This window comes from Desulfatiglans anilini DSM 4660, from assembly GCF_000422285.1.
Classification (GTDB): domain Bacteria; phylum Desulfobacterota; class DSM-4660; order Desulfatiglandales; family Desulfatiglandaceae; genus Desulfatiglans; species Desulfatiglans anilini.
This window is the reverse complement of sequence record NZ_AULM01000001.1, coordinates 107,492-132,405: the sequence shown is the minus strand read 5'-3', so window position 1 is coordinate 132,405 and position 24,914 is coordinate 107,492. Positions and strand designations below refer to the sequence as shown.

General features: G+C 61.9%; 21 protein-coding genes. 15 read left to right on the top strand and 6 right to left on the bottom strand.

The window, feature by feature from the left end:
- Nucleotides 1–159: 159 nt before the first annotated feature.
- Complete coding sequence (locus H567_RS0100595) at nt 160–2,181, bottom strand: B12-binding domain-containing radical SAM protein (protein ID WP_028319900.1); 2,022 nt, start codon at nt 2,179–2,181, stop codon at nt 160–162.
- Nucleotides 2,182–2,873: 692 nt separating this feature from the next.
- On the opposite strand from H567_RS0100595, the gene H567_RS0100590 reads away from it, so the two are divergent.
- Nucleotides 2,874–3,341: a PaaI family thioesterase gene (locus tag H567_RS0100590; RefSeq protein WP_028319899.1), complete on the top strand. Its 468-nt coding sequence runs from the start codon at nt 2,874–2,876 to the stop codon at nt 3,339–3,341.
- 161 nt (nt 3,342–3,502) lie between these two features.
- Here the strand turns inward: H567_RS0100590 and H567_RS0100585 are convergent, their stop codons facing one another.
- Nucleotides 3,503–3,895: an NFACT RNA binding domain-containing protein gene (locus H567_RS0100585; RefSeq protein WP_035252944.1), complete on the bottom strand. Its 393-nt coding sequence runs from the start codon at nt 3,893–3,895 to the stop codon at nt 3,503–3,505.
- Between the two features lie 426 nt (nt 3,896–4,321).
- On the opposite strand from H567_RS0100585, the gene H567_RS0100575 reads away from it, so the two are divergent.
- The 10 genes from H567_RS0100575 to H567_RS0100515 all read left to right on the top strand — a co-directional run bounded on the left by H567_RS0100575 (nt 4,322) and on the right by H567_RS0100515 (nt 16,296).
- A complete protein-coding gene (locus H567_RS0100575) occupies nt 4,322–5,425 on the top strand; it encodes a M55 family metallopeptidase (protein ID WP_028319897.1) in 1,104 nt (367 codons plus the stop codon).
- A gap of 645 nt (nt 5,426–6,070) precedes the next feature.
- Nucleotides 6,071–7,054: an AAA family ATPase gene (locus H567_RS0100565; RefSeq protein WP_035252940.1), complete on the top strand. Its 984-nt coding sequence runs from the start codon at nt 6,071–6,073 to the stop codon at nt 7,052–7,054.
- A gap of 1 nt (nt 7,055) precedes the next feature.
- The gene (locus tag H567_RS0100560; RefSeq protein WP_028319895.1) at nt 7,056–7,931 is read left to right on the top strand and encodes a DUF58 domain-containing protein; all 876 of its coding nucleotides are present in this window, start codon (nt 7,056–7,058) and stop codon (nt 7,929–7,931) included.
- On the top strand, nt 7,928–8,920 hold the full coding sequence (locus H567_RS0100555) for a hypothetical protein (protein ID WP_028319894.1): 993 nt from the start codon (nt 7,928–7,930) through the stop codon (nt 8,918–8,920). Before H567_RS0100560 ends, H567_RS0100555 begins: the two co-directional genes overlap by 4 nt.
- Nucleotides 8,917–9,912, top strand: coding sequence for a vWA domain-containing protein (locus tag H567_RS0100550; RefSeq protein ID WP_028319893.1), 996 nt, complete (start codon nt 8,917–8,919; stop codon nt 9,910–9,912). Before H567_RS0100555 ends, H567_RS0100550 begins: the two co-directional genes overlap by 4 nt.
- Nucleotides 9,909–10,904, top strand: a complete 996-nt coding sequence (locus tag H567_RS0100545) for a VWA domain-containing protein (RefSeq protein ID WP_028319892.1) — start codon at nt 9,909–9,911, stop codon at nt 10,902–10,904. The genes H567_RS0100550 and H567_RS0100545 overlap by 4 nt, the downstream gene beginning before the upstream one ends.
- Nucleotides 10,904–11,929: a tetratricopeptide repeat protein gene (locus H567_RS26795; RefSeq protein ID WP_051184345.1), complete on the top strand. Its 1,026-nt coding sequence runs from the start codon at nt 10,904–10,906 to the stop codon at nt 11,927–11,929. Before H567_RS0100545 ends, H567_RS26795 begins: the two co-directional genes overlap by 1 nt.
- A 2-nt stretch (nt 11,930–11,931) precedes the next feature.
- Nucleotides 11,932–13,692 (top strand): BatD family protein, encoded by a 1,761-nt coding sequence (locus H567_RS0100530; protein ID WP_035252934.1) that lies wholly within the window; start codon nt 11,932–11,934, stop codon nt 13,690–13,692.
- Complete coding sequence (locus H567_RS0100525) at nt 13,689–14,456, top strand: tetratricopeptide repeat protein (RefSeq protein ID WP_028319889.1); 768 nt, start codon at nt 13,689–13,691, stop codon at nt 14,454–14,456. Before H567_RS0100530 ends, H567_RS0100525 begins: the two co-directional genes overlap by 4 nt.
- A gap of 634 nt (nt 14,457–15,090) precedes the next feature.
- Complete coding sequence (locus H567_RS0100515) at nt 15,091–16,296, top strand: MFS transporter (protein WP_028319887.1); 1,206 nt, start codon at nt 15,091–15,093, stop codon at nt 16,294–16,296.
- Between the two features lie 213 nt (nt 16,297–16,509).
- Here the strand turns inward: H567_RS0100515 and H567_RS22270 are convergent, their stop codons facing one another.
- Nucleotides 16,510–17,877, bottom strand: a complete 1,368-nt coding sequence (locus H567_RS22270) for a pyridoxal phosphate-dependent aminotransferase (protein ID WP_051184344.1) — start codon at nt 17,875–17,877, stop codon at nt 16,510–16,512.
- Between the two features lie 795 nt (nt 17,878–18,672).
- On the opposite strand from H567_RS22270, the gene H567_RS0100500 reads away from it, so the two are divergent.
- On the top strand, nt 18,673–19,995 hold the full coding sequence (locus H567_RS0100500) for a PAS domain-containing protein (protein ID WP_028319886.1): 1,323 nt from the start codon (nt 18,673–18,675) through the stop codon (nt 19,993–19,995).
- A gap of 112 nt (nt 19,996–20,107) precedes the next feature.
- Nucleotides 20,108–20,422 (top strand): hypothetical protein, encoded by a 315-nt coding sequence (locus H567_RS0100495; protein WP_028319885.1) that lies wholly within the window; start codon nt 20,108–20,110, stop codon nt 20,420–20,422.
- Nucleotides 20,423–20,499: 77 nt separating this feature from the next.
- Here the strand turns inward: H567_RS0100495 and H567_RS0100490 are convergent, their stop codons facing one another.
- Together H567_RS0100490 and H567_RS0100485 are read right to left on the bottom strand one after the other, a co-directional pair.
- A complete protein-coding gene (locus H567_RS0100490; RefSeq protein WP_028319884.1) occupies nt 20,500–20,787 on the bottom strand; it encodes a DUF3467 domain-containing protein in 288 nt (95 codons plus the stop codon).
- A gap of 271 nt (nt 20,788–21,058) precedes the next feature.
- A complete protein-coding gene (locus H567_RS0100485) occupies nt 21,059–21,652 on the bottom strand; it encodes a cyclase family protein (RefSeq protein ID WP_028319883.1) in 594 nt (197 codons plus the stop codon).
- A 285-nt stretch (nt 21,653–21,937) separates the two neighbouring features.
- On the opposite strand from H567_RS0100485, the gene H567_RS0100475 reads away from it, so the two are divergent.
- Both H567_RS0100475 and H567_RS0100470 read left to right on the top strand, forming a co-directional pair.
- A complete protein-coding gene (locus H567_RS0100475; protein ID WP_028319882.1) occupies nt 21,938–22,357 on the top strand; it encodes a hypothetical protein in 420 nt (139 codons plus the stop codon).
- Nucleotides 22,358–22,673: 316 nt separating this feature from the next.
- Entirely contained in the window at nt 22,674–23,543 is an 870-nt protein-coding gene (locus H567_RS0100470) for a radical SAM protein (RefSeq protein ID WP_028319881.1), read from the top strand.
- A 148-nt stretch (nt 23,544–23,691) separates the two neighbouring features.
- On the opposite strand, the gene ftsY is transcribed toward H567_RS0100470, so the two are convergent.
- Nucleotides 23,692–24,711: a signal recognition particle-docking protein FtsY gene (gene ftsY, locus H567_RS0100465; RefSeq protein WP_028319880.1), complete on the bottom strand. Its 1,020-nt coding sequence runs from the start codon at nt 24,709–24,711 to the stop codon at nt 23,692–23,694.
- Nucleotides 24,712–24,914: the final 203 nt, after the last annotated feature.

The window sequence follows — 24,914 nt, the reverse complement described above, 5'->3', positions numbered from 1 at the left end:
GGCGCATGACAACCAGCGGCATACGACACCTTTTTCTCCACTTTCTTGAGGTTCAACAAGGCCTTCACCTCCTTTCACACACAGCTGGGGGTTAACCTCTGGACCGACTCATTTCATCGTCGCCTCAGCCATCGAGGCGGGCAGGGGATTCAGGGGCGGTCAGCTCCTGAATTCAACGAGGTGGCTCCGAGCCAACATTTCGAGCGCTTCTTCACAGGATTTCAGAAATCCCTCACGGGTCATGCCCTGGCCATAACGATCGTAAAGTTCCCGCGCGATCGTTTTCAGGGGTGAACCGCCGTCGCAAAGCGCCAGGAAATCCCTGCCAAACGCATTGATCTCGTTGACTTCCAGCATATCGTCTTCCTGCCTGAAGGCCAACAGCGTCTCCTGGGGTTGGTAGACCTTGTCAAAGATCCCGGATTTCAGATCCATTATAATCACGGGGAGATCAAAATCAAACCCGCCGATCACGATTCCCTGATCCCTTTTCGGTGTCAGATCGGACAACCGGTTCAAATCGATATCGAAATGGGTTTTGTTAGAAATGTGTTTGCCGGCCTCGAGCGACAGCATCTCATATTTCAGGATGTCCTTCAGGTGAGGAATCCGGACCGTTTTGCGAGGCCCCAGCCTCTCGATGACAAACGGCTCGAAATGGCGATAACAGTCCTGGGGAGACAGGCTCCACGCCTCTCTGGCCGTTCGAAGCCGCAGCCATTCCAGCCAGTCCATGAACAGATCGGAGACGGAGATCTCCAGTTCCAGACCGAGGAGCAGGAAGGTCTTCGGCAGAAGCCTCACCATCAGGGGAAAGTAGCTCGCGACGGCATTCAACTCCGCGAGCGGACGCGCACGGGTGGGCAGGTTGTAAAAGCTGCTGAAGAGCAGCGGATGCGCATCGATCATCGCTTCGTCCGCTTCGAGCCTCCGCCCCGCGTCGAATTCGAGACCGAGCGCGAAGTAGGTGTCGACCTCCCGCACCAGCCGATCCGCATAACGGGCGTGCAGCTCAGTCCCGGGCAGGACCGTCGGCAGCTGGATCAGCGGATTGTTGTTGCCGACGATGCCCGCCCGCAGTGCGAGCGTCAGCGTGGCGTCGACATCCTCCCTTTCCTCTTCCGGAAAACCGATGACGAAACTGAGCGTAGGGATGATGCCCTGCTCGGCCGTTTCCACGACACGCTGATAGAGGATGCCGTGGTCGATCCGTTTGCGGATGAAGGCCAAAGTCTTTTTGGAGCCCGAGTCGATCCCGTAGCACATGCTTTCGCAGCCTGCCTCGCGCATGAGGGCCAGCAGCTCCCGGTCGACACTGTCCAAGCGCGAGATGCAGTACCACGGGATGCGCTCCAGGCCCCTTTCCAATACCAGCCGGCAGAATCCTTCCACAAAGGACCGGCTCGCTGTGAACTGATCATAGGCCAGGAGAAAACACTCCGCCCCGTAAAGGCGATGGACCTTCTCCATCTCCCCCACCAGGCGTTCGACGGAATAGGTCCGCACACGTCCGCGCCACATGCGCGCCTCGGAGCAATACACGCAGCGGTGAGGGCAGCCCCGTCCCGCCTCCAGGATGGCGATGCTGCGCGGCAGGTTACAGGCCCGCCGGTACATTTCGAGCGGCGGGAGACAGCCGTAGTCCGGATAAGGCAGCTCATCCAAGTGTGCGACCAGATCCCGGTCCGGATTCCGCATAAAGCGGCCACCGTCGCGCCAGGTCACGCCTTCGACTCCTTCACCTCTCCCTCCGGCTGCATATTGCGCGACCAGATCGCAAAAGGTCCGTTCGCCTTCGCCGCGGACCACCGCATCCACCTCGGGAAACCCCTCCAGCGTCCACTCGTCGGCGAAGGCCGCATTGTGCCCTCCAAGGACGATCTTGAGATCCCGGCGTCGAGCTTTGAGCCGCCGGCAGATCTGAAGCACCGCCGGGTAGGTGGTGCACTGAGCCGAAAACCCCACGAGATCCGGCGATTCGGACAGGATGCGCTCTGCGCAGTCATCGTAGATGTGCGGCCCCAATCTCAGGCCGCCTGTCCGAATTTCGAGAACGAAATCGAGACAACTCACCTCGTGGGGCGTTTCTTTCAAGGCGGTCGCCAGATTGACCAGCCCCAGCGGGGGGAGATTGTACATGGGCTCCAGATAAAAGGGGGGAAAGACCAGGCTGATCCTCATCGGCTCCTCATTCCTGTCGAGATCGTGGGGTTTCGCAAAAAAACAGGCGGGAGAACACCCTGTTTTCATCTTATTGCAAGTCATCGCCTGCGTCAACCGGGCAAAACCGGCCGCTCGCCTCAACCCTCCCAAGAAGGGCGGCGGGATAGGACCGTTGCAGCGAACCCTTGCCAAACCCACTGCAAATGATTTAGGTTCGTTTCCATCCGGAAAGGGGCTTTTGGGCCAATCTCGGCGTCCATCTACACGTTTGCTTGTGCGGTGACCTGCAGGTCGCGGCCGTACAAACTATTATTTTAATTAACATTGACCAAGCCGGAACCCGCCGCGAACCGGTGGGACTGAGCACGCGCAGCGTGTGAAGAAACCGGGACCCGCCCCGCAGGGGTGGGACTGAGCACCCGAAGGGCGTGAAGAAAAATCCTCATTGCCGGATGGGAAAAGGGGTTCTACCCGGAAATCATTTCCGGATGGACACGATTGCCGTTCTATGCGGGACGCTGCTCCCGCAAAGCAGACTTTTCCCCGGCTGACCCACACACGGCCCTTTGGATGAAGGCATCCTTTACCGTGACAACGCCTGTTTCACCGGCATCATCCCTGTTTGCCCGCCGACGGAGAGGATGCGGCTGGAACGGTCATCGACCGCCGGAAATATCCGCTTGCAACCTGCCATAGAAAGGCCTTTGCCTATGCGAAGATTGAATCCCGATCATGTTCAAACCCTGGCAGAACGGGTCAACACCTGCCCGTTTTTCGAGCTCATGTCCATGCAGCTCGACTCCTTCGACGCGGGCGCATCGCGCCTGGAGATCGCCCTGAAGGAAAAACACCTCCAGCCCTACGGCATCGTCCACGGCGGCGTGACAGCGGCGATCGTCGACGCAGCGGCCTTCTGGGCGGTGTATGCCTGCGTGGAGGAGGGCGTCGGCCTCACCACCGTCGACATCAAAGTCAACTATCTCGCCCCCATATCGGCGGGCAAGATGATCGGCCGGGGGCGCTGCATCAAGGCAGGCCGGACCATCTGCCTCGCGGACGCCGCCATCGAGACCCCCGAGGGACTCTTGATCGCACATGGGACCGCCACCATGATGGTCCTGTCCTCCATGAAACTGGCCGGACAGGAAACCCTGCCGCCCAAATTCATCGATGAGTGACGTCCGCCGCGACTGGAGACGGGTTCGTTCCCGGGCCTCTCGTTGCGCCGATCGACTTGATCTCCGCAGTAACCGGCCCGGAACTCCCAAAAGGGTCCACCCCCGGGTGGTACAGCCGCCCGCCGGGGCTCTTGCTTCGAGAAAGCCCCCGCCTCGCTCCTTCAGTTCACGGAGCCTTCCTCCGGGAGGGACGGGCGGACCTTGATGATGCTTTCCTTGCGGATGCTGACCGTACCCGGTTTGGCCCCCGGCGGCTTTCCCACGTAGCGGGCCCGCGTGCAGGACACCGCCACATCTCCGGCATAGCGGGCCTTGCTGTGATAGGCGGCGATCGCCGCCGCCTGTTTGAGGGTTCCCCGGTCCGGATCCTCGCCCGCCCGTGCTCTCAAGATCACGTGGCTGCCGGGCACGCCGCGGACGTGGAACCACCAGTCATTGGGCGCGGCGATTTTGAGGCTCAGGATCTCGTTGTCCCGGTCGGTGCGCCCGGCCAGGACGACCCACCCGCCGGGCAGTTCATAGCGGTGGAGATGCGCTTCTTCATCGGGTTTCATCACGAAAAGGCCTCTTCTTCTCCCATTCCCCTCACTTGCCCGAGGCCGGTCTTCGCCATGGGAAAGTTTATGGATCCAAACAAGAGGGTCTCGATGGCCGGGCACGGGTCGGCCATCCCGGTGCGGGCGTAGAAAGACGGACATCGGACCGGGGTTCTGTTCTGCTTTCGGTCCGGAAGCCGTTGCGTCCCTCTGCGTTTTGCCGGATAATGATGCCCGCATCGAGCTCTTTTGCAGGCTCGAGGAGGCTCGATCCAAGACGCCGCGAGGATGCAGACCGTCAACCCTCTGAGGGACGCGCGTTGATGCACCGGCCGTTTTCGCCGGGGTATGGCCGGGCGCCCATCCGGAGGGGAACATCCATCACGACCACTTGTCCAATCCACAGAAGGGATCTTACCACTAATACACAAGGAAATCAATCGATTGCGTGGAGACGACCTGAAGATCCCTAACCGTGTCAAGGAGTCGATCGACACCGGGATCGGCGCAAAACACCCTGTCGATATGAAAACCAGCGAGGGGCTCGAACCTCTTTGTTCAGAGCAGGGGCGCGGGAGCGCAAAATACCCTTGCAGCATGGAAACCAGCGAAAAGCGGATGGCCGATCCTGACTGCCCGGATACCCCGCATTGGAGGCGCATCCTCATCATCGCCGACATCGAGGGGAGTTCACGCTGCATCAACCGGAACGCGGCCGCTTTCCTGACCCGCGAGTGGGCGCTGGCCTGCCGGGGGATGAGCCTCGACGTCGCGGCCGTCGTAAACGCCCTCTTTCGCGCCGGGGTGGAGGAGATCCGGGTGAAGGATTTCCATCGCACCGCCTGGAACCTTTTTCCAGGGGAAATTCCTGCGAAGGCCCGGGTGATCCAGGGGTATCGGCCGGGCCCGGTGCCGGGGATCGGCGACCCCGGCGGAGCGGAGGCCGTGATGTTCCTGGGAATGCATGCCGCCTCGGGTACGGACGGCTTTCTAGCCCATACGCTCACCTCGAGGATTTCCTCGATTGTGGTGAACGGCCGCCTTTTGAGCGAGGTGGAGCTGTTCGCGGCTTCCCTCGCCCCTTACGGTGTGAGGCCCGTTTTCTTTTCGGGCTGCCCGGTGGCCTGCCGGAACGCCGAGGAGGCCGTCCGCGGAATCCAAACATTCCCCTTCCCAAAGGGTGCGCCGCCCCCGGATGTAAGTGCCTGGCGCAAGGGGCTTGCGGAGGCCGCAGTCGCCGCCCTTTCGAATCTTTGCACCTCCCCGTTCCAGCCGCCCGGCCCCGTCCACGCTGCAGTCACTCTGCGGGACGGCCCGGATGCGGCGCGCAAAGCAGCTCTTCGGTGGGGTTTCCATTTCGAAGGCGGCCGGATCCTACTCCGGGCTCAGGAAATGAACCAGCTCTACCTCCAACTCATCCGCCTGTGTTACCTGACACCGGCCATCGAGAAGATCCTCCCGTGGGCGCTCCCTGCCTACAATCTCTGGGGGCGCCTCGGATGCCTGTGGGCGAGGCGGGTCAGCACGCGGTCGGAAGCGCCGCCCTGATGAAGCCCGGGGCGCCGCCTGCCGCCGCTCCCAACCGGAAAAGGCCCGGTGAGCGGCTGCCCGCGGACTGCCTCTGCAGCCTGAGGAGCCTGCACTACGGCGGCTCCGGCGCAAAGTTCGGTCGCACCGCTGGGAACGGAACAGCTTTCCGGTCGACAAAACCCCTTTGACAAGCCCCGGCGTCCGCATGCAAAATAGCGGGTCGAGTGCGTGCGGCGCATCGTCCTTCCGGCCGAGTGCCACGAGAAGGACCGGTGCCTTGGTGAGGGTTCCATCCGGATAGGGTCTTATTGGCTGATCTCAGTGTCAGTCTGCACGTTTGCTTGTGAGACGACCTGCCGATCGCCTCACAAGCAAACGCTTGATTTCCTTCATGTTGACAAGCCGGAACCCGCCGCGAAGCAGTGGGGCTTTGCACGCGAAGTGGGTGAAAAAACCGGGTCCAACCCCGGAGGGGTGGGACTGCGCACGCGAGACGTGTGAGGAAAAATCTTCATTTCATGATCGGAGACTCTGTTCTGCCGGGAAATCCTTTCCGGTTAGACACGACCTGGAAACAGCGCCAAACACCCGCCTGAAGAGTCCGGCGGGTTCAAAAACGGTAAGACCCCGAACGCCCGGGGTATTTCTCTGGAGGGCCAGACATTGACGGACATTCAAGCGATCACCGAGCACGTCGAAAAGGAAAGCATCCTGCTGCGCCGGATCCTCGCCGAGGCCGAAAAGGTGGTGGTGGGACAGAAATCGCTGATGGAACGGATGCTGATCGGGCTGCTGTGCGAGGGGCACCTCCTCCTCGAAGGCCTTCCCGGGCTTGCGAAAACCACGGCGGTCAAGACCCTGGCCGCGACGATCCGCACGAGTTTCCAGCGGATCCAGTTCACGCCCGATCTGCTCCCGGCGGACATCCTGGGGACTCAGATCTACCGGCCGGACAGCGCCTCCTTCGAAATCCGGAAGGGCCCCCTCTTTCACAACATCATCCTGGCGGACGAGATCAACCGGGCGCCGGCGAAGGTGCAAAGCGCGCTTCTCGAGGCCATGCAGGAGAGGCAGGTCACGATCGGCGAAACGACCTTCGTCCTGGGGCGGCCTTTTCTGGTCCTCGCCACCCAGAACCCGATCGAGCAGGAAGGCACCTATCCCCTGCCGGAGGCGCAGATAGACCGGTTCATGCTCAAGATACGGGTGGACTATCCGACGGCCGAGGAAGAAAAGGAGATCCTTCTCCGGGCCTTCCACAGCCCCGAAGAGGCCGTCGAGGGCGTTCTGGACACCCTGCGGCTGGACAAGGCCCGTGAGGTGATGGCCGCCATCCACATGGAAGAGAAAATCGTGGACTACATCGTACGCCTCACGCGGGCGACGCGCAGGCCGGCGGACTTCGGCCTGGACTTCGCCTCCATGATCCACTACGGGGCATCGCCGAGGGCCTCGATCTGGCTCGCGCAGGCGGCCCGCGCCCACGCTTTTCTGCAGGGGCGCGGCTACGTCACACCCCAGGACGTGAAGGCCCTCGCTCCGGATGTCTTCAGGCACCGCATCCTTCTCAGCTACGAAGCGGAGGCCGAAGGGAGGACCACCGACGACCTGATCCAGGTCCTGCTTGAACGCATCGAGGTCCCTTGAGATGCTGCCCGAGGACGTCTTCCAGAAGATCCAGCGGTTTCATTTTCGCACGAGCCGCCTGGCGAACGACCTGTTCGCCGGGCAATACGAGAGCGCCTTCAAGGGCCAGGGGATGGAATTCGCGGAGGTCCGGGAGTATCAGCCCGGCGACGACATCCGCGCGATCGACTGGAATGTCTCGGCCCGCTTCGGCCGCCCCTACGTGAAGGTCTTCCACGAGGAGCGGGAACTCACCGTCCTCCTGCTTCTGGACCTCTCGGGCTCCCACCTTTTCGGGACACGGAGGAAGTTCAAGCGGGAGCTCCTCGCGGAGACCGCCGGCATGCTGGCCTTCCTGGCCATCCGGACCAACGACAAGGTCGGGGCGCTCCTTTTCAGCTCCCGTGTCGAAAAGTTCATCCCGCCCAAAAAGGGCGCGGCTCATGTCTGGCGCCTGATCAAAGAGATCTTCACCTATGAACCCCAGGAGCCGACCACGAGCCTCGAAGCGGCCCTCTCCTACCTGAACCGCGTCGTCAAGCGCCACGCCATCGTCTTCCTGATCTCGGACTGCTGGGATTCCGGCTTCGAAAGGCCCCTGCGCCTCACCGCCCGCAAACACGATCTGACGGTGCTCCGCGTCTCCGATCCGGCCGAAGAAAAGCTCCCCGATGTCGGACGCATCCATCTGCGCGACCCGGAAACCGGCGAAACCGTGCTGATCAACACCCGCAACCGCACCCTCCGAAAACGCTGGGAGGCCGCCCGCCGGGAACGGCTCGCCGCCCTCCGCTCGCTCTTCCAGCGGACCGGCGTCGACGAGGTCGTGCTCTCGACCGACGGTCCCGTGGTCGAACCCTTGGCGCGCCTCTTCGACAGGCGGAGGCTGAGATCATGATCCGCACCTGCCGGAGCGGTCCCTGCCGCCGATCGCCTTCCCGGCGAAGGCTGATCCTGCGGTCCGCGGCCTTACGGCTCCTGCCGCTGCTCGTGCTCGCGGCCATCCTCCTGCAGCGGCCCGCGCCGTCCGCAGCCTCTGCCCAGGGGCATGCCGCCGCAGTCCCCCCGGAGCCGGCGCTGGAAGCCTCCCTCGACCGCTCCCCGGCCGCCTTCGGCACACGCATCACCTTGACCCTCCACACCCGTCTGCCCGCAGGGGCGAGACTTCCGACTCCACCCCGGATCAGCGGCCTGGAAGGCCTGACAGAATGCTCCCGCCGCATCGAGGCCGACCGGATCACCCTGACCTTCCTGGTGGACCAGCTGGATACCTGGCGGACCGGACCGCTCCGTCTCGATTACGAAGATGCGGACGGCACCCTCCGGACCCTTTCGGCCCCGCCGGCCTCCGCCGAGGTGCTCTCGGTCCTCGGCGGCAAACCCGAGGAGGCGCAGCCCCGGCCGATCGCAGGCATCATCCCCGGGCGCGCGGCCTGGATGAAGGCCCTGCCGTGGGCCGGCGCCGCGCTGGCCCTGGCCGCGCTAGGGGCCGGGCTCGTCTGGTGGCTCAGAAAACGGCGTTACAGGGACATCGCGGCCGATGTCCTTCCGCCTCCGCACGTCCGGGCCCTGGCGGACCTGCAGGCCTTGGCTGCCTCAGGCCTCTACGAATCGGGTGCCGTCAAGGCCTTCTATTTTCGTCTCTCCGAAGTCGTCAGGCGCTACGTGGAGGACATCCGGGGCTTTCCGGCGGCGGAGATGACGACGGAGGAGATCGCACGCCAGCCCCTGTCCACCTTGGAGCGGGACCTCCTCCCGCTCCTCCGTCAGGCCGATCTGGCCAAGTTCGCCGGTCACCGGCCGACGCCCGCAGCGAAAGAGGCCGCCCTCGAAGCGGTCCAGGGCTACATTCACCAGACCTCGCCGGCGCCGGAGGCCACGCCATGATGTTTCGCTTCGCGGCCCCGCTTCTCCTGAGCCTCCTCCTGGGCGTGGCCCTCTGGCTGGCCGCGGCCGGCCGGCGCACACCGCCCCGCGTCACCTATTCCATGACCTCGGATCTGGCCCGCCTGGCCGGCGGAGGCGCCAAGGTGAGGGTCCATGTTCCGCGCCTCCTTCGGGCCGCCGCCCTGATCCTTCTGGTCTTTGCCGCCGCCCGGCCCCAGTTCTACAATGTCTCCCGCGAGGTCCGCTCCCCGGGGGTCGATATCGTGCTGTGCCTGGACACCTCGGGGTCCATGCAGGCCCTCGATTTCACCATCGGCGACGAACCGGTCACGCGCCTCGAAGCCGTCAAAAGCGTGGTCGCCGATTTCATCGAGAGGCGGGAATCCGACAGGATCGGCCTCGTGGTCTTCGGCGCCGAGGCCTTCACCCAATCCCCCCTCACCATGGACAAGGGCCTCCTGCTCAAACTGGTCGACCGGATGGCCGTCGGGATGGCCGGGGATACGACGGCGGTCGGATCCGCCATAGCGGTGGGCGGCAAACGGCTGCGCGACCTCGAGGCCAAGACCCGCCTCCTGATCCTCCTCACCGACGGGCGGAGCAACGCCGGGGAGATCCCCCCGGAAACAGCGGCCGAGGCCGTTCGGGCTTTGGGGATCAAAATCCACACCATCGGCGTCGGCGGCCTGGGTCCAGCCCCCTTTCGGGTCAACACCCCGTTCGGCCCCCGCATTGTCCATGAGAACGTGGATCTCGATGAAGAGACCTTGGAAAAGGTGGCCCGAATCGGAGGCGGGAGGTATTTTCGTGCCGCCGACAGCCAGGGGCTTGCCGAGATCTACGATGTGATCGATCAGGAAGAAAAGACGGAGGCGACCGTGAAGGAATTTTTTCACTTCAGAGACCTCTATCCCTACCTGTTGATCCCGGCCATCCTGCTGATCCTGGTCGAGCTCATTCTGACCGCCACGGTCTGGAGGGTCCTCCCATGAGCTTCGCCCACCTGTCAGCCCTTTACTTATTTTGGCTGGTGCCTCTTGCGGCCTTCCTGATCGCCGTCAGACACCGCCGTACGGCAAGGGCCCTCGAACAGATCGCCGACCCGCCTCTGCTGGCCAGGATAGCCGGGACCGCCCTCCCCGGCCGAAGAGGGTTCAAGGCCTTCCTGCTCCTCGCCGCCATCGCCCTGATGCTCCTGGGCCTCGCCGGCCCGCGCTGGGGAAGCCGCTACGAGGAGGTCGAGCGCAAAGGCGTCGACCTGATGTTCGCGGTGGACGTCTCCCGCAGCATGCTGGTGGAGGACATCCAGCCGAACCGGCTCGAACGGGCGCGCAGAGAGATCCTCGACTTCATCGACGTGGCGACCGGAGACCGCGTCGGCCTCACGGCCTTTGCCGGCGCCGCCTTCACGCAATGCCCGCTGACCCTCGATTACGAGGCCCTCAGGATGTTCCTGCACGCCCTCGGGCCCGACCTCCTGCCGGTCCCGGGCACCGACCTCGGGGCCGCGATCGAAACCGCCGCATCGGCCTTCGACGGGCGGGATCACACCGACAAGGTGATCATCCTCATCACTGACGGGGAAGACCATGAGAGCCGTGGGCTCGAAAGCGCGAAGGCGGCGGCGCAAAACGGCATCAGACTTTTTGTGTACGGGATAGGGGATCCCACGGGGGGCCCGATTCCCGCTGACGAGGGGGGAGGCTTTCTGAAAGACCAGGACGGAAACCTCGTCCTATCGAAACTCGATGAAGACGGCCTGCGCCGCATGGCGGAGGCGGCCGGGGGGGCCTATGTCCGCTCGGTGGCCGGGGATCTCGACCTGGACCTTCTCTACTTCGAAGGCATCAAGCACCGCACCGAAGCCCGCACCCTGAAAAGCGGAAAAATCAAGGTCCAGGATGAACAATTCGCGATCTTCCTGGGCTTCGCCGCCTTACTTCTGATCGTGGAGGGGCTGATCCCGGAGCGGAGGACCCCCTGATGGAATCGACCCTTGTCTTGCAGAAGAAACCTGGGTCATTTTCTGGCTCGAGCAAGCGCCGGGTGAAGCATTCCGGTCATTCGAGGCCGCTCTGCCGTTTGGCCCTGGTCAACGTCCTGGCGATCCTCTTCCTCTTCGGTTCAGGAGCTGTCTCCCATGCCCAGGACGCGGACGAACTCTACCGCACCGGACGCTTCGAGGAGGCGCAAGAGCGCTATGCCGCCCTCGACATGGACCATCCGAAGTCCCTGCACTACCGCTACAACCGGGGCTGCGCCGCGTTCCAGGCCGGCGACCTGGAAGCGGCGGCTGCTGCCTTCCAAAGCGTCCTGCGACGCACCGAGGATCCCTCGCTGCGCGCCCGTGCGGCCTACAACCTTGGCAACGTCGCCCTGAAAAACGGGGACTTCGCCTCCGCCGCCGGATATTACCGGGATGTGCTGCGGCTCGACCCGGATCATGAAGACGCCCCCCACAATCTCGAACTCGCTCTGCGCTCGCTCCGAAAACAAAAGGAATCGGGAAACCCGGAGGACGAGCGGCCGCAGGGGGGGACGGAAGGCCAAAACCCGTCTCAAGGAGAAGGAAACTCCGATCAGGGGCCGCCCGATGAATCGACCGATAAGCCTACAGAAACGAAAGGATCGAATTCGAAAGAGGATCCGGGTGAGGCCCCCGGCAGCGCCGAAGACGGGCCGGCGGACAAGGCCGGGGAAAGTCCTCCTCAGCAGGCGCCGCCTGAAGAAACTCGACAGTCGGAGGATCCTGATCGGAAGCCTCACGATGCAGGCGAGGCTCAACCAGCGGAAAACCGGCAGCCGACTCCTGAAGGGGACCTCTGCCTTCGGGAGGACCTTCAGGAGCCTCCTACCCCACGGGACACGGCGCCCCGGTCGGCTGCCGCTATGGACCGTGAGAAGGCCCGGGCCCTTCTGGACAACGTCAGGGAAAACCCCGGCAGAGCGCTCCGCTTCCAGATCCCGTCCCGCAGGGGAAGCGGGGCGGCATCGGGAAAGGACTGGTAGGAATGACGCATCTTTTCAGAATCGCGGTCATGCTTGTCGCCTGTCTATGGGTGTCCGGCGCTCCTGCAACCGGATTCGCCGAGGAGTCTGCACTTTCCATCCATCTGGATCGCCGTGAAGCGACCCTCAACGACACCCTCAAACTGACGGTCCACATCGCCGGTGCCGAGGATACCCCGCGCCCGGCAGAGATCCCGGGCCTCGAAGACTTCGTCGTGACCAGCGGGGGAACCTCGAGCCAGATCCGGATGGATCACACGGGCGTCCTCAAGAGCTCAGAACATGTTTACTTTATTCAACCAAAAAAGACCGGCCGTTTCACCATCGGGCCGGCCAGCCTCACGATCGACGGCATCCAGCATACGAGCAACATTCTGACGCTGACCATCGAATCTCCTTCAGGCAATGACCAAACCTCTTCGGGGCCTGTTTTTCTCACGGCCGAACTCGACCGGCCGCACGTATACGTTGAACAGAGCGCAGTCTACGTCCTCCGGCTCTATCTCAAGGCCAGGGCCGGAGACCTGTCCCTCGTCCTGCCGGAGTCGGACCATCTCTCGTTCCAGCAGCTCGGGAAACCATCGGAATACCGCACGACGATCGAAGGTGAACCCTGGCAGGCCGTCGAGGTCCGTTACGCGGTGACCCCATCGGCCCCTGGCCGCTACGCAATCCCCCCGTCCCGGATCCGGATGACCCTCTATGAAGCAGGCCGGAACCCGCGGCGCGGCTTTTTCGATGACCCCCTCTTTTCCTCTAGCCGAGGAAGGCCTGTGACGGTTCGCTCCGGCCCCGTCGAACTCCAGGTCTCCCCGCTTCCGGAGGATGGGCGGCCCGGCCGGTTCAGCGGCCTGGTCGGGGATTTCCGGATGCAGGCCCGGCTCGATCCCGCCTCCCTGAGGGCGGGGGAGTCCGCAACCTTGACGGTCACGATCGAGGGGCGCGGCAACGCTCAACGAATCCCCAATCTGAGTCTGCCGGCGATCGAACATGTAAAGACCTACGGCGACCAGCCTTCGCTGGAATATCGCGACGGGGGCGAGGTCCCGGAGGCTGTGAAAACCATGAAATGGGCCCTGGTCCCGGAAAGGCCCGGCCGCTATGCCATCCCGCCGCTCGCGCTCGACTTTTTCGATCCGTCCGCCGGCCGGTACCGCACGATCGAAGCCCCGCCTCTGGCGCTGGAGGTTTCGCCCGGCAATCAAGCGGAAGCGGGATCGCAGATTACGGCTATCCGAACGTCCCCGCCGCCCGAAGACGGAACGGGGCCCGCTGCGCTGGGGCAGGACATCCTGCCTGTGCACACCGCCCCCATCACCCTGTCCAGTGGAGACCGGCTACCGCCGAACCCCCTGCACGCGGGCCTGGTCCTCCTCGGCCCCGCCCTGGCCGTCGGGGTAGCGGGCATCGTGGTCCGCCTCCGTCAGCGGACCAGCCGGGCGGCATCCCGCCTGCGGGCTCGCAAGGCCGCCCGCCGGTTTTTTGCACGCTTCGGGAACGGCGGCCTCTCCGCCGAAGAGCTCGCGGCCGCCTTGCGGGATTATCTGAACGACCGATTTCAGCTCGCTCTGGGGGTCCTGACGCCCCATGAAGCGGCTGCGATCCTCGAAGGCCGCGGGGTCCGAAAAGATCTTGCCGCGCGGTTCAGCGCCCTCGCGGCCGAAGTCGATGGGGCCCTTTACACCGGAAAGCGACAGACCGCCACGGGCACCCGGGAAGACATTCCGGACCTGATCAGGCAGATCGAAAAGGAGTTGCCGTGAGACGTTCGACAGCTTGCGCCCTGATCTTTGCGCTGCTCCTGCCGGCCGGTTTTTCGACCGCAGCCGACACGATCCAACAGAGCCCGGATGAGCGCTTTTACGCCGCGAATCAGGCCTATCGCGAAGCCCGCTTCGCCGAGGCGGCCCGAGGATACGAAGCGCTGATCCACGAAGGATGGCGGACCGGCGACATCTATTTCAACCTCGGCAACGCGTACCTGAAGATGGACAAGCCAGGCCGCGCGATTCTCCATTACGAACGGGCGCGCGATCTGATCCCCCGCGACCCCGATCTGGTGCACAATCTGGAGTTCGCCCGTGATCGGCTGGTCGATCCTCCCAGCGAACCAAAGGGTTCCCTGCAGGCGGTTTTTTTCTGGCTGGGCGCCTTCTCTCTGGGAGAGGTTTTCTGGGGATTCGCCGTCATCAACGCCCTCTTCTGGGGCATCGTTCTGCTGCGCTTCTGGGTCTCGCGGGAATGGCTCTATTACCTTTTCATGGCCTTCGGGGTCCTCTGGCTCGTTGTCGGCCTGTCCCTCGCGCTGAAATGGCATGCGGCCGCAACCGACCGCCGGGCGGTGGTCCTGGTGCCGGAGGCCGGCGTCCTGGCCGGGCCGGCAGAGGGGGACACCGTGCTTTTCCCTCTGCGTGAAGGAGCGATCCTGGAAATGGAGCGATGCGAAGGCGGCTGGGCTCTCGTCCACCTTTCCGACAAGAAGCGGGGCTGGATCCCGCTGGAGCAGATCGAGGCCATCCGCCCGTGATCCGTTCGGATCGACCTCCGGGAAGCAGACGGCCTGCTGTTCCTGGTCCAGCGGCCGGCCTTGGACAAGGCATATTCCGGCGGTTGCCGCCCCTCTCCGGAGGCAGGCCCCGCATACGGATTCTTCCCCTGTCCAAGACCGTCAAGATTTCGCCGCAACCGAGGTCCTTTCCGGAAGCGGCCTTACAGAGCAGGCCTTTCCTTCGGCCGGATCCGGATTGAAACCAGTTCCGGATTGACCCCTGCGGCCGATTTGGCTATCCTCCGAAGGGGGGGGGTCGTTCCGCCTCCCTCGATCCCAGACCCTGCTCACCCCATCCAGCCGCAGCCTGGCGCATCCGCCTGGTTTCGAGGTTGGATTCGTGCGTCTCAGGCCGCTGTCGAGGCCTTCGCGGGCCTGAAAGATCACGGTCATACCCGAAAAGGCGTCGAAATCTTCAGGACGGCTGTCTGCGCCGCGCAGCCTCGACGTGTTGGCATAGATCGGTTGAAGGAAAGCGGAACAGGAAAAGCAAGCAATCCTTCACGCAAGAAGCTGCCTGCAGAAAGACCGCCCGGACGGCGGTGCCGCTGCCGGTCCGCACGGCGGCCGAGAGGCCCGGTTCCGGATCTAAAAATAACTAAAAAGGACGCGCATGCAATCACCTGCTTCCTCGGCAAACGAAGGCGCCAGCCGTTTCACCGCCTATCTGGGCCCGGTCCTCTTTCTGACGGGCATGTTCTTCATCAATTTCCTGTCCCGCATCATCTTCGCGCCGCTGCTGCCCACGATCGAACAGGATTTGGGCATCGGGCACGCGGACGCGGGATCGCTTTTTCTCTTGGTCTCCCTCGGCTATTTCACCACGCTGCTCGCCTCGGGGTTCATATCCGCCCGCATCCTTCACAGACGGACGATCATTCTCTCCGCCGTATGCCTGAGCGCCGCGCTTTTCTCCATCGCTTCGAGCCAGGGCCTTTGGGGCATCCGCCTCGGGCTTTTCGTCGTAGGAATGGCCGCCGGTCTGTACCTGCCATCCGGGATCGCGTCCATTACCGCCCTCGTAAGCCCGAGGCATTGGGGAAAGGCCCTCGCAATCCATGAACTGGCGCCCAACGGGAGCTTCGTGCTGGCGCCCCTCCTTGCCGAACTCCTGCTTCAGTGGCTTTCCTGGCGGAATGTGGTCATCGCCTTGGGGGCCGCCACGCTCCTGTCGGCGGCGGCCTTTTCCCGCTTCGGAAGGGGGGGAGATTTCCCCGGCAAGGCCCCGAGCTTCTCGGCCTTCAAGGACCTCCTCGTCCTCTCCGATTTCTGGGTGATGATCCTTCTTTTCACGCTTGGGCTGGGCGCCACCATGGGAGTCTATACCATGCTTCCCCTCTATCTGGTGGCGGAACACGGCATGGATCGCAGTGTGGCAAACAGCCTGATCGGCCTTTCGCGCATCCTGAGCATCGGCATGGCCTTCGTCGCCGGGTGGGCCTGCGACCGGCTGGGGGCCAAACGCACCCTGAGAACGGTCTTCATTCTGACCGGCCTGACGACCCTTCTGCTCGGCCTCGCCCCGGGCCGTTGGCTCATCGTCGTGATCTTCGTGCAGCCCCTTGTGGCGGTTTGCTTCTTTCCGCCGGCCTTTGCGACCCTGTCCGCCATCGGTCCCCCCAGCACGCGCAATATCGCTGTTTCACTGACCATTCCCGCCGCATTCATCATGGGCGGAGGCTGCATCCCTCTTCTGATCGGCATGCTGGGGGACAGCGGGCGTTTTCCCGCCGGTATGATGATCACGGGGGCACTGGTCCTGACCGGGACCTTGTTGGCAGGCCTTTTGAAGATCCAGGGGGAAGGAAAGGCGGGGTGAAAAAGACGGCGGGGCAAAGCGATCTTGTCCTGCGGAGCGTTCCACACGGAGGGCCTCAGGGGCGGGTCCCCGTTTCTTCACCCCCTGCCGGTGCTCCGTCCCGCCCCTGCGGGAAAGGGTGCCGCACCCCCTCTCTGGTTCAAGAGCGGACGCGAAGCAAGCCGCCGCACCTGCAGGTCGTACCCGCCCGGTCCGAGGCTTCAGGGAATTCCATCATCGGGCCGCGGCATGCGCCTTCATGACCAGCGCCTCCCCGGGGATTTTCGCCGTTTCACCGGACGAAGACAAATACTGCCGGACCCCCCATGCCAGCGTCTCGACAGTGTTCTGAAAACGCTCCTCGTCAGGGTCCAGAAGGGTGAACCGGAAACCATTCAGCTCGGAATTGAAAGAGGTCAAAGGCACGACACACAGGCCGGTTGCGGCCAGCAGATAGTAGACGAAGCGTTTGTCGAGGGCAACGCCGGGGGCCTCGACCAGTTCATCGATGAGTTCCCGGATGTCTTCATTCTGTAAAGGCAAAGACTGCCGGCCATTCAGTAAACCGGGCTCGAAAACGACGGACATATAGAACGCGCCCTTGGTCCGATTCACCACCACGCCCGGAATCGCGCTCAACCGCTCGTAGGCCAGATCGGAAAACCGCTGATAGCGCCGGCGGCGGCTTTCCAGGTACACCGGATATTCCGGGTGGCGATAGATGTCGGGGATGGCCTTCTGCGGCAGGGTCGTGGAGCAGACCTCGACCATCTTGGCGTTCAGGATACTCCGCGTGTAGGCGGCGAAATCGCGGTCCCGGCCTCCATTGTAAACCTCGATCCAGCCGCAGCGGGAGCCCGGCCAGGGGAGTTCCTTGGAAACGCCTTTCATGGCGAGACCCGGGACATCTCCGATCACCTCGACAAGCGGCAGCGTCCGATGCCCTTCAAAGACCAGATTCTGGTAAATCTCATCCGCAATGATGAACAGATCGAACTCTTTGGCGATGTGCACGATTTCCATCAGGTCTTCATCCGTGTAAACCGCCCCGGTCGGATTGTCCGGGTTGATCACCAGGATGCCGGCTATGGTGGGGTTGTACCTGACCTTCTGGCGAAGCTCCCTCAGGTTGGGGCGCCAGTCGCGGTGCGGATCGAGCCCGTAGGTGATGGCCGGCAGACCGGCATGGGCCGCCTCCGAGGCCGAATGAGTCGTGTAGGTCGGAGAAGGCGTGATGATACGTGCGGTCCGGGCCAGGAACCCGTAGACCTTCGTAATGGCATCGCCCAGCCCGTTGAAGAAAATAATGTCCTCAGGAGCTATCCGGACCCCGCCGTGGCGATTGTTCTGCTCGGCCAGAAACTGGCGCGTCTCGAGAATGCCCTGGGTCGGACAGTAACCATAGGAGCAGTCCTCCATGGCCAAACGCGCCACGATCCGTTTCATCCACTCCGGGATTTTCTCCCCCTTGGCAACCGGATCACCGATATTCTCCAGGTTGATTTTCACGCCCAGCGCCTGAAGCCGCTCCGCCACACGGATGATGTTCCGGATCTCGTAGTTGAGTTCACCGGCGCCGATATGGATAATATGGGTTCGCATACCGTAATACCTTTTTCCTTTCCAGGAATGACAGGCCCTTCAATCGGAGATGCCTGCAAGGTTGATTCAAGGATCCACCAAAAACGGGGCAGCTCACCGCCTGCAACCCGATGACTGCTACCGGTTTGTGACAGAAGGCGATCAGGCGGTCAGCCTGGCAAAGTGCTCATTTTGCCCCCGAAAACGGGGCCGTCGAATGGAGTCGGCGCGCATTCATGATACCGACTCCAAATCGGTGCGCCCTGCCGGGCGCACAAAAAAAGGGCTGCGGCGCATCTGCCTACAGCCCTGAAACGATCTACCCTGCCAATCAAAGCGGATCTTCACCCCCCAGGACCGAAGGCCACCCGGCAGTCATAGCCGCGGCGGCCCGGCTAGCCAGCTCCGCCATCATGATCGTTGGGGATAAAAGATCCGTTCGTTCCATCGGTTCTTCGTGCTCACACTAAAATTTTCACTACTTGAGTCAGAAAGCGTAAGACAATGCTGAATGCCTGTCAAGACAAAATTTTGGCCTCTCGAAACGATTTTTCCGCAGCCTGCCGGCGGGTTTTTTCAAGAGGTCATCAACCTTACCATTCATTCGGAAATGATTTCCCGGTAGAACCCGGTCTCCAATCCGGAAATGGGGATTTTTCTTCACACCCTTCGGGTGCTCAGTCCCACCCCTGCGTGGCGGGTCCCGGTTTCTTCACACCTTCCGGATAGCTGAACGAGCCATCTTGACATGCTCGTTTTTGTTGATTATGGTTGCACTTATTTTTGACGCAATTAAACCTAAAAGAAATGCCTTCCATGAAAGAAGATCTCTCTGCTCCCATCATCGAAAGCATGAGCGACGGACTTCTGGTGTTGAATGCCCGGGGGTACATCGTTCACTCCAACCCGGCTGCGCTCGAAACGCTGAACATTCAACCGGAAGAGCTGTTCAGCAAGACGTACCTGGAGCTCTTCATGGAGGAGCAGGAAAACGACGCCTTCAACGACATCCTGTTCGAAGGCATCCAGAAGCGGGAGACCCGCCGCTATCAGGAGGTCCTCTTTCGCCGCAGGGACGGACGGCTGCTCGATCTTGCGGTGACTACCTCTTTCCTCGGTGTTTCCGACGACTCGCCTGAGGAACGGTGCATCGTGGTCGTGTTCAAGGACATCACCGAACTGAAATCCCTGGATCGTGCCCGTAAACGGGTCCTGGCGCACCTCTCCCATGAGTTGAAGACCCCTTTGTCGATTGTCCTGGCCTCCTTCAAACGCCTCGTCCGACCGGGGGATGAAAAAGCGGCAGACAGGGTCCAACGCAATCTCGATCGACTGCTGTCCATTCAGATGGAGGTCGAAGACATCGTCAAAGGCCGTCCACTGGCGCAGTCCTGCAGTTTGTCGCCATGGGTCGATCAGGCCCTCGACCTGATAGAACTTGTCGCCGAGGAAAACCCTGAGCAACGCCGTGCCCTGGATCTGATCCGGGAACGTATCGAGCAGGATTTCCGGTTCCGGACCCCGGCGGCGGGTCCTGTGCCGATCTCGGACATCCTCCATAAGACCGTCCGCATCACGCGTGAAAAGGCTGCTGCACGCGACGTGGAGATTGAAGAAGAAATCCCGGGCGACGCCCTCGTCACCATCGACCCTCTCGTGATCGAGAAGGTCCTGACAGGAATCCTGCGCAACGCCGTCGAAAACACGCCGGACGGGGGAAGGATCCGTGTGCTGGTGGAGATCATCCCCGATGCAGCCCGCATCAGCGTCACCGATACAGGGACAGGCATTACGGCCGAAAGCCTGAAACAGATCTTCGGCGGTTTTTATCACGCCAGGGAAACCGAACTCTATTCCACCAGGAGCCCCTACCTGTTCGGCGCCGGAGGCAAAGGGCTCGACCTCCTGCGAACCAAGATATACGGAGAAATGTTCGGGTTCCTGATCGAGTGCCAAAGCACCCGCTGCCGCTATATCCCCGATGAAAGAGATCTCTGCCCGGGCGCTGTGGACCGCTGCCCTCATATCGCCGACAGGGTGTCCTGCTTTCAGTCGGGCGGTTCGACGTTTATCCTCACGCTTCCCTCTGTGAATACAATGCCTTCATCCCGCCCTGAGGCGGACGGCTCCGAGCTTTGATCCTCCGCAGCAAAAAAAGACGCCATTTTCGGCCTGGAAACTCCGTCCCACTGCATCGACCAATCGAACGAGCAGCCGGGTCCACAACCGCCAAACCTCAGGGAGTGGCTGCATGCAGAACCTGATGGCCGTTCTTTCATTTGCCATGGCCGTCATCGGCGGCCTCGCCGCCATGCTCGGCAGACCGCGCGACCGTCAAACACTCGCCGCGCTGGTGGGCTTTGCCTTCCTGATCTCCTTTTTCATACACATAGGGAAAGAGGCCGTCCTCATCCTACAAGGGGCCTGTCTTATCGCCTTCGCCTTGTCTTTGCTGGGTGGGGCCATCGCCATCTTCGGGCGTTCGCCCGAGGCCCGTACCGAGGCCATCACAACGGCTATCGTTTCGCTGGCAACCTCCATCCTGATTGTTTACCTCTACCTCTAACCGCCGAAACCAGCGGCGGCGGGCGCCTGCCGTCAGAAGCGCCGCGGGCACGGCTCCTCGCCCCGTCACCCGGGTCTTCAGTTGAATTGGATGTCGGGCTTCGGTTCCTCGGCCTGCTGGATCTCACCGTATTTTTCTTCGTATTTGCGCAGGTTGTCCTGGAGGGCGGCTGCAATCCGCTTCATATGCCCCGGACTGACGATGATGCGCGCGGTAACGGCGCCGGCTGGGGGCGCAACCATCAGGAAATCCATAATGAATTCTTCGCGGCTGTGCCCGACGGCCATGTTGTTGGAATAGACCCCTCCATAAAGACCCTGTGGAAAATTGATCTTGACTTCTTTCGGTGGCTGCGTCGCCATCATAGCCCTCCTCGCTCACTGATTCATGGATAACGTTATCGCTTTTCCACTCGGAAAAACGTTGTCGAGAAACACGCTCGGTCGATCCACCCCCCGGCTGTGCAGCGCCCTGTGAAACGCCGAGGCGGGGTTGCCCGGGTCCGTGACGACCGAACGCTCCGGCATCACAGGCGGAAGCGGAACCGCACGGACAGAGTCGCCTCAAGCCTGCCCCTTCGGTTGAAATTCCATCAGGAAACGAACCCTTTTCTGCCTAGTCTCCGGTTCATCGCCCTCACGAAACGATTTCGGCCACCGCCCTGACGGGCGATGCCTCCGCACGCACGATCCGGAGCGGAAAAAGATACACATTCATGGACCGGTGCAAGACAGCATCAAGCCCCCGCATCGATTCCACAATCAGGATGTCCCTCTCCTGGAGGGCGCGGTGGACATGGATATCCCCCACACTCATGACGTCGAATCCCACAAGACGGACACCCCGATCCGCGATCCACCGCATCTCGTCTGGGGTAAAGGGCGCCGCCGTTCCCCGGTCCTGAATATCCGCCCTAGGATCCTCCCCTGTATGCACCAGCAGGATCGGCGCATCGATCTCCCTCCATCCTATCTCCTCCCGCCGGATCGCCGCAGCCCGACCTCGGAAGACCTCGAGGGGGTAGTCGTCGAGGGTCTTCCCACCGGGTATGCTGTGCGAAGGGGCCTCGATATGGGTCCCGGCATGAAGACTCATACGGATGAAGTGAACCGTCCAGCCTTCTCCCGTCGATTCCGGCGCCTCCAGAACGTCTATTCGGGTCGCCGGATCCCCAGGGTAAACCGGCATGCCTTCTTCAATCTCGAGCGACAAATCGATAAGCGTCGTCACCTGATCTTCTCCTGTCGCAGCCAACCGGCCGCCTGACCCTGCCCAGCCCTCTGCTGGAATGCCGTCTCCTGGAACAAAAAGCCTCAAAAGGAGGACTGAACTTGACCTCGCGTCCTGCTGCGTTTATAAAGAAAGAGCATTCTGCGTTCATATGCGCCTCGCACCGCCTGCCGGATTTATCTCCATCAAACAGGCCCATCGACGTCCAGCCTGAGCGGCGAGGGACAGCTGTTTTTTCAAGCGCCACTGCGTCTCGTCGCCAAAGCCTTGTCAGGAAAGGTATCCATGTCATATCAGGTCGCACAGGAAGTTGTTGCCCATTGCCCCAGTTGCAAGATGGATCTCATGCACGTCATCGTCGCCCTCGACAGGCAGAGGATCGTAAGGGTCATCTGTCTGACGTGCCGCAAGGAACATGCTTACCACCGCCCGCACGAAGGTGCAACCCCGGAATCACGGGTGAAAAAGCCGAGGACACCGGTCCGAAAACGGCCGGATCCCGAATCGGTCAAGTGGCAGGAGCAATGGGCCGCGCATCCCGACGCCGTTCCCAAGCCCTATTCCATCCAGTCCGTCTTTTCCTCCGGGGACGTGTTGGAACACCCCGTCTTCGGCATCGGCTTCGTCACCCGCATCGTCGAACCAGGCAAGATGGAGGTCCTCTTCCGGGAAGGACCGAAGCGGCTGGCCTTCGATCGAGGGTAAAATCATCGGTCCCGCCCGGCGGAGGCAGCCTTCGCTCTCGACTCGCGGGTGCAGGGACGCAACCTCCCTCCGGGCGGGCACAGAGCCCGGATGGTTTGACTTCCCGATATAAACGTTTATATTGAATATATTTGGATCGTTCGATTCCGCACCTGCAAGATAGGAACCGGAGGATCACTCAGCCCGGCAGGTGGTTGCAGCCTGTCCGTGCGGCGGCACAGACTGAAAGCCAAGGCCGTTCCGTCATAGACTTCCGGCCGGCGGACTGGATTTTGAGGAGGACCATACGATGGATTGCACAACCGAACAAGACGGGATGCACTATGAAGGCAGCTGTATCCGACCCCCCAGCGAGGCCTACAGCATTCTGCTGCAGGTGACGACCGGCTGCTCCCACAACAAGTGCACCTTTTGCGGCACCTATAAGGACAAACGTTTCAAGATCAAGGACGACGACATCATCCTGAGCGACATCCTGTTCGCCTCCAAGTACATGAAGCGGCAGGACAAGGTCTTCCTGATGGATGGCGACGCCTTGATCATTCCCCAGAAACGCCTCATGTGGATTTTGGACCGTATCCGGGAGCATCTACCCTGGGTAAAACGGGTCGGGGCGTACGGAAACGCCAAAAGCATCAAGATGAAATCCCCGGAGGAGCTGATCGCTTTGCGCGAAAACGGCCTCGGGATCATCTATCTCGGGGTGGAAAGCGGCCATGAGGAAATCCTCGAGAAGATCTGCAAGGGAACGACGGCACAGAACCTGATCGACATGGGCAGGAAGGTCAAAGCGGCCGGGATGAAGCTTTCCGTCACGGTCCTGCTGGGCATCGCCGGCCGGGAGAAATCCCTGGAACACGCCCGCGCTACGGGCAGATTGCTGAGCGCCATGGATCCCGATTATATCGGCGCCCTCACCGTCATGCTCATCCCCGGCACCGTTTTGTACGAGGAATACCAGCAAGGGCGCTTTGAACTCCTGGAGGAAAGTGAAACCCTCATGGAGCTGCGTGAAATGATCGCCGAGACGAATCTGACCCGGGGGCTTTTCTTCTCGAACCACGCCTCCAACTACCTGCCGGTCCGTGCACGGCTGCCCCGCGGCAAACAGGAAGCCCTCGACATTATCGATGCGGCGTTGAAAGGAGAAGTAGGCTTGCGGCCGGAGTGGATGCGCGCCTTGTGATCCTCTTCACGGATTCGAAAACAGATCGTTTTTTGGAGTAAAAACCGTCAATCGGCCGATCCCGGCCGCGCGCTTCATTGTGTTCCGGCACCTTATCGTCCTCCGCATCCGAAACGAGCTCGAATGCGGAGGACGTTTCATGAAGAGGCTATTCGAAGATGGCCTGCACGAAGTCCCGGGGGACAAAAGGCCTGAGATCATCCATCCTCTCCCCTATGCCGATCAATTTGATGGGTATGGCAAGCTGTTTCGATATACCCACGACAATCCCGCCTTTCGCGGTGCCGTCGAGTTTGGTGAGGACGATGTGGGTCACTCTTACAGCCTCATTGAAAAGCTGCGCCTGCGAGATGGCGTTCTGCCCCGTCGTGGCGTCCAAAACCAGCCAGACCTCGTGAGGGGCACCGGGTAGTTTCTTGCCGATGACGCGGTTGATCTTCTGAAGTTCTTCCATCAGGTTCGTCCGCGTGTGCAGCCGGCCCGCCGTATCGATCAACACCACATCCGCCTTCCGGCCGAGGGCCGCCGCCACACCGTCAAAGGCGACCGCCGAGGGATCGGCCCCTGTCTGCTGCTTGATCACAGGAACCCCGGCACGCTCCCCCCATATCGACAACTGCTCGACAGCAGCGGCCCGAAACGTATCGGCCGCCACCAGTATCACGCTCTTCCCTTCGCTCCGGAAACGATGCGCCGCCTTGGCGATCGTCGTCGTCTTCCCCACCCCATTGACACCCACCACCATGATCACCAGCGGTTCGCCGGGCAGAGGAGCAGTGTGCGGCCGGGGCGGAACCTCCAGGAAGGCCGAGATCATCCCCTTGAGGGCCTCTTTCAGCTTTTGGGGATCCTTGAGCTCCTTGCGGGCAACCTTCGCCTGCACCTCTGCGATCAGTTCCTGGGTCGTCGCCACCCCGATATCGGAGGTAAACAGGATCTCCTCCAATTCCTCCAGAAGGTCTTGGGTGATCTCTTTCTTCCCGAGGAACAGGCGGTCGAGTCTCCCGGTAAATCCGTTCCGGGTCTTTGAGAGCCCCGCCCTGAGCCTAGAAAAAAAACCCTCTTGATCGGACGGCGGAGACGGGTGGAGGGAACTGGCCGGAACAACCTCCCCCCGGTCTACGGGTTGCTCTTTATCGTCTTGTTTCTTCGTAAAAAATTTAAACATGGTCGTTTAAACCCCTGGCTTGATCCTCGATCGCTTCCTATCCTCCAATCGGCTGTCGGACGGCAGCCGCGCTTTCGCCTCGCTCCGGTTGGACATTCCGGACGGCCTGGATGCCACCCGTAAAGGCTTATCATATACGCGAATGTTTCCAATCCAACAACAGGGAAGTTTCTTTACACCCTTCGGGTGCTCAGTCCCACCGC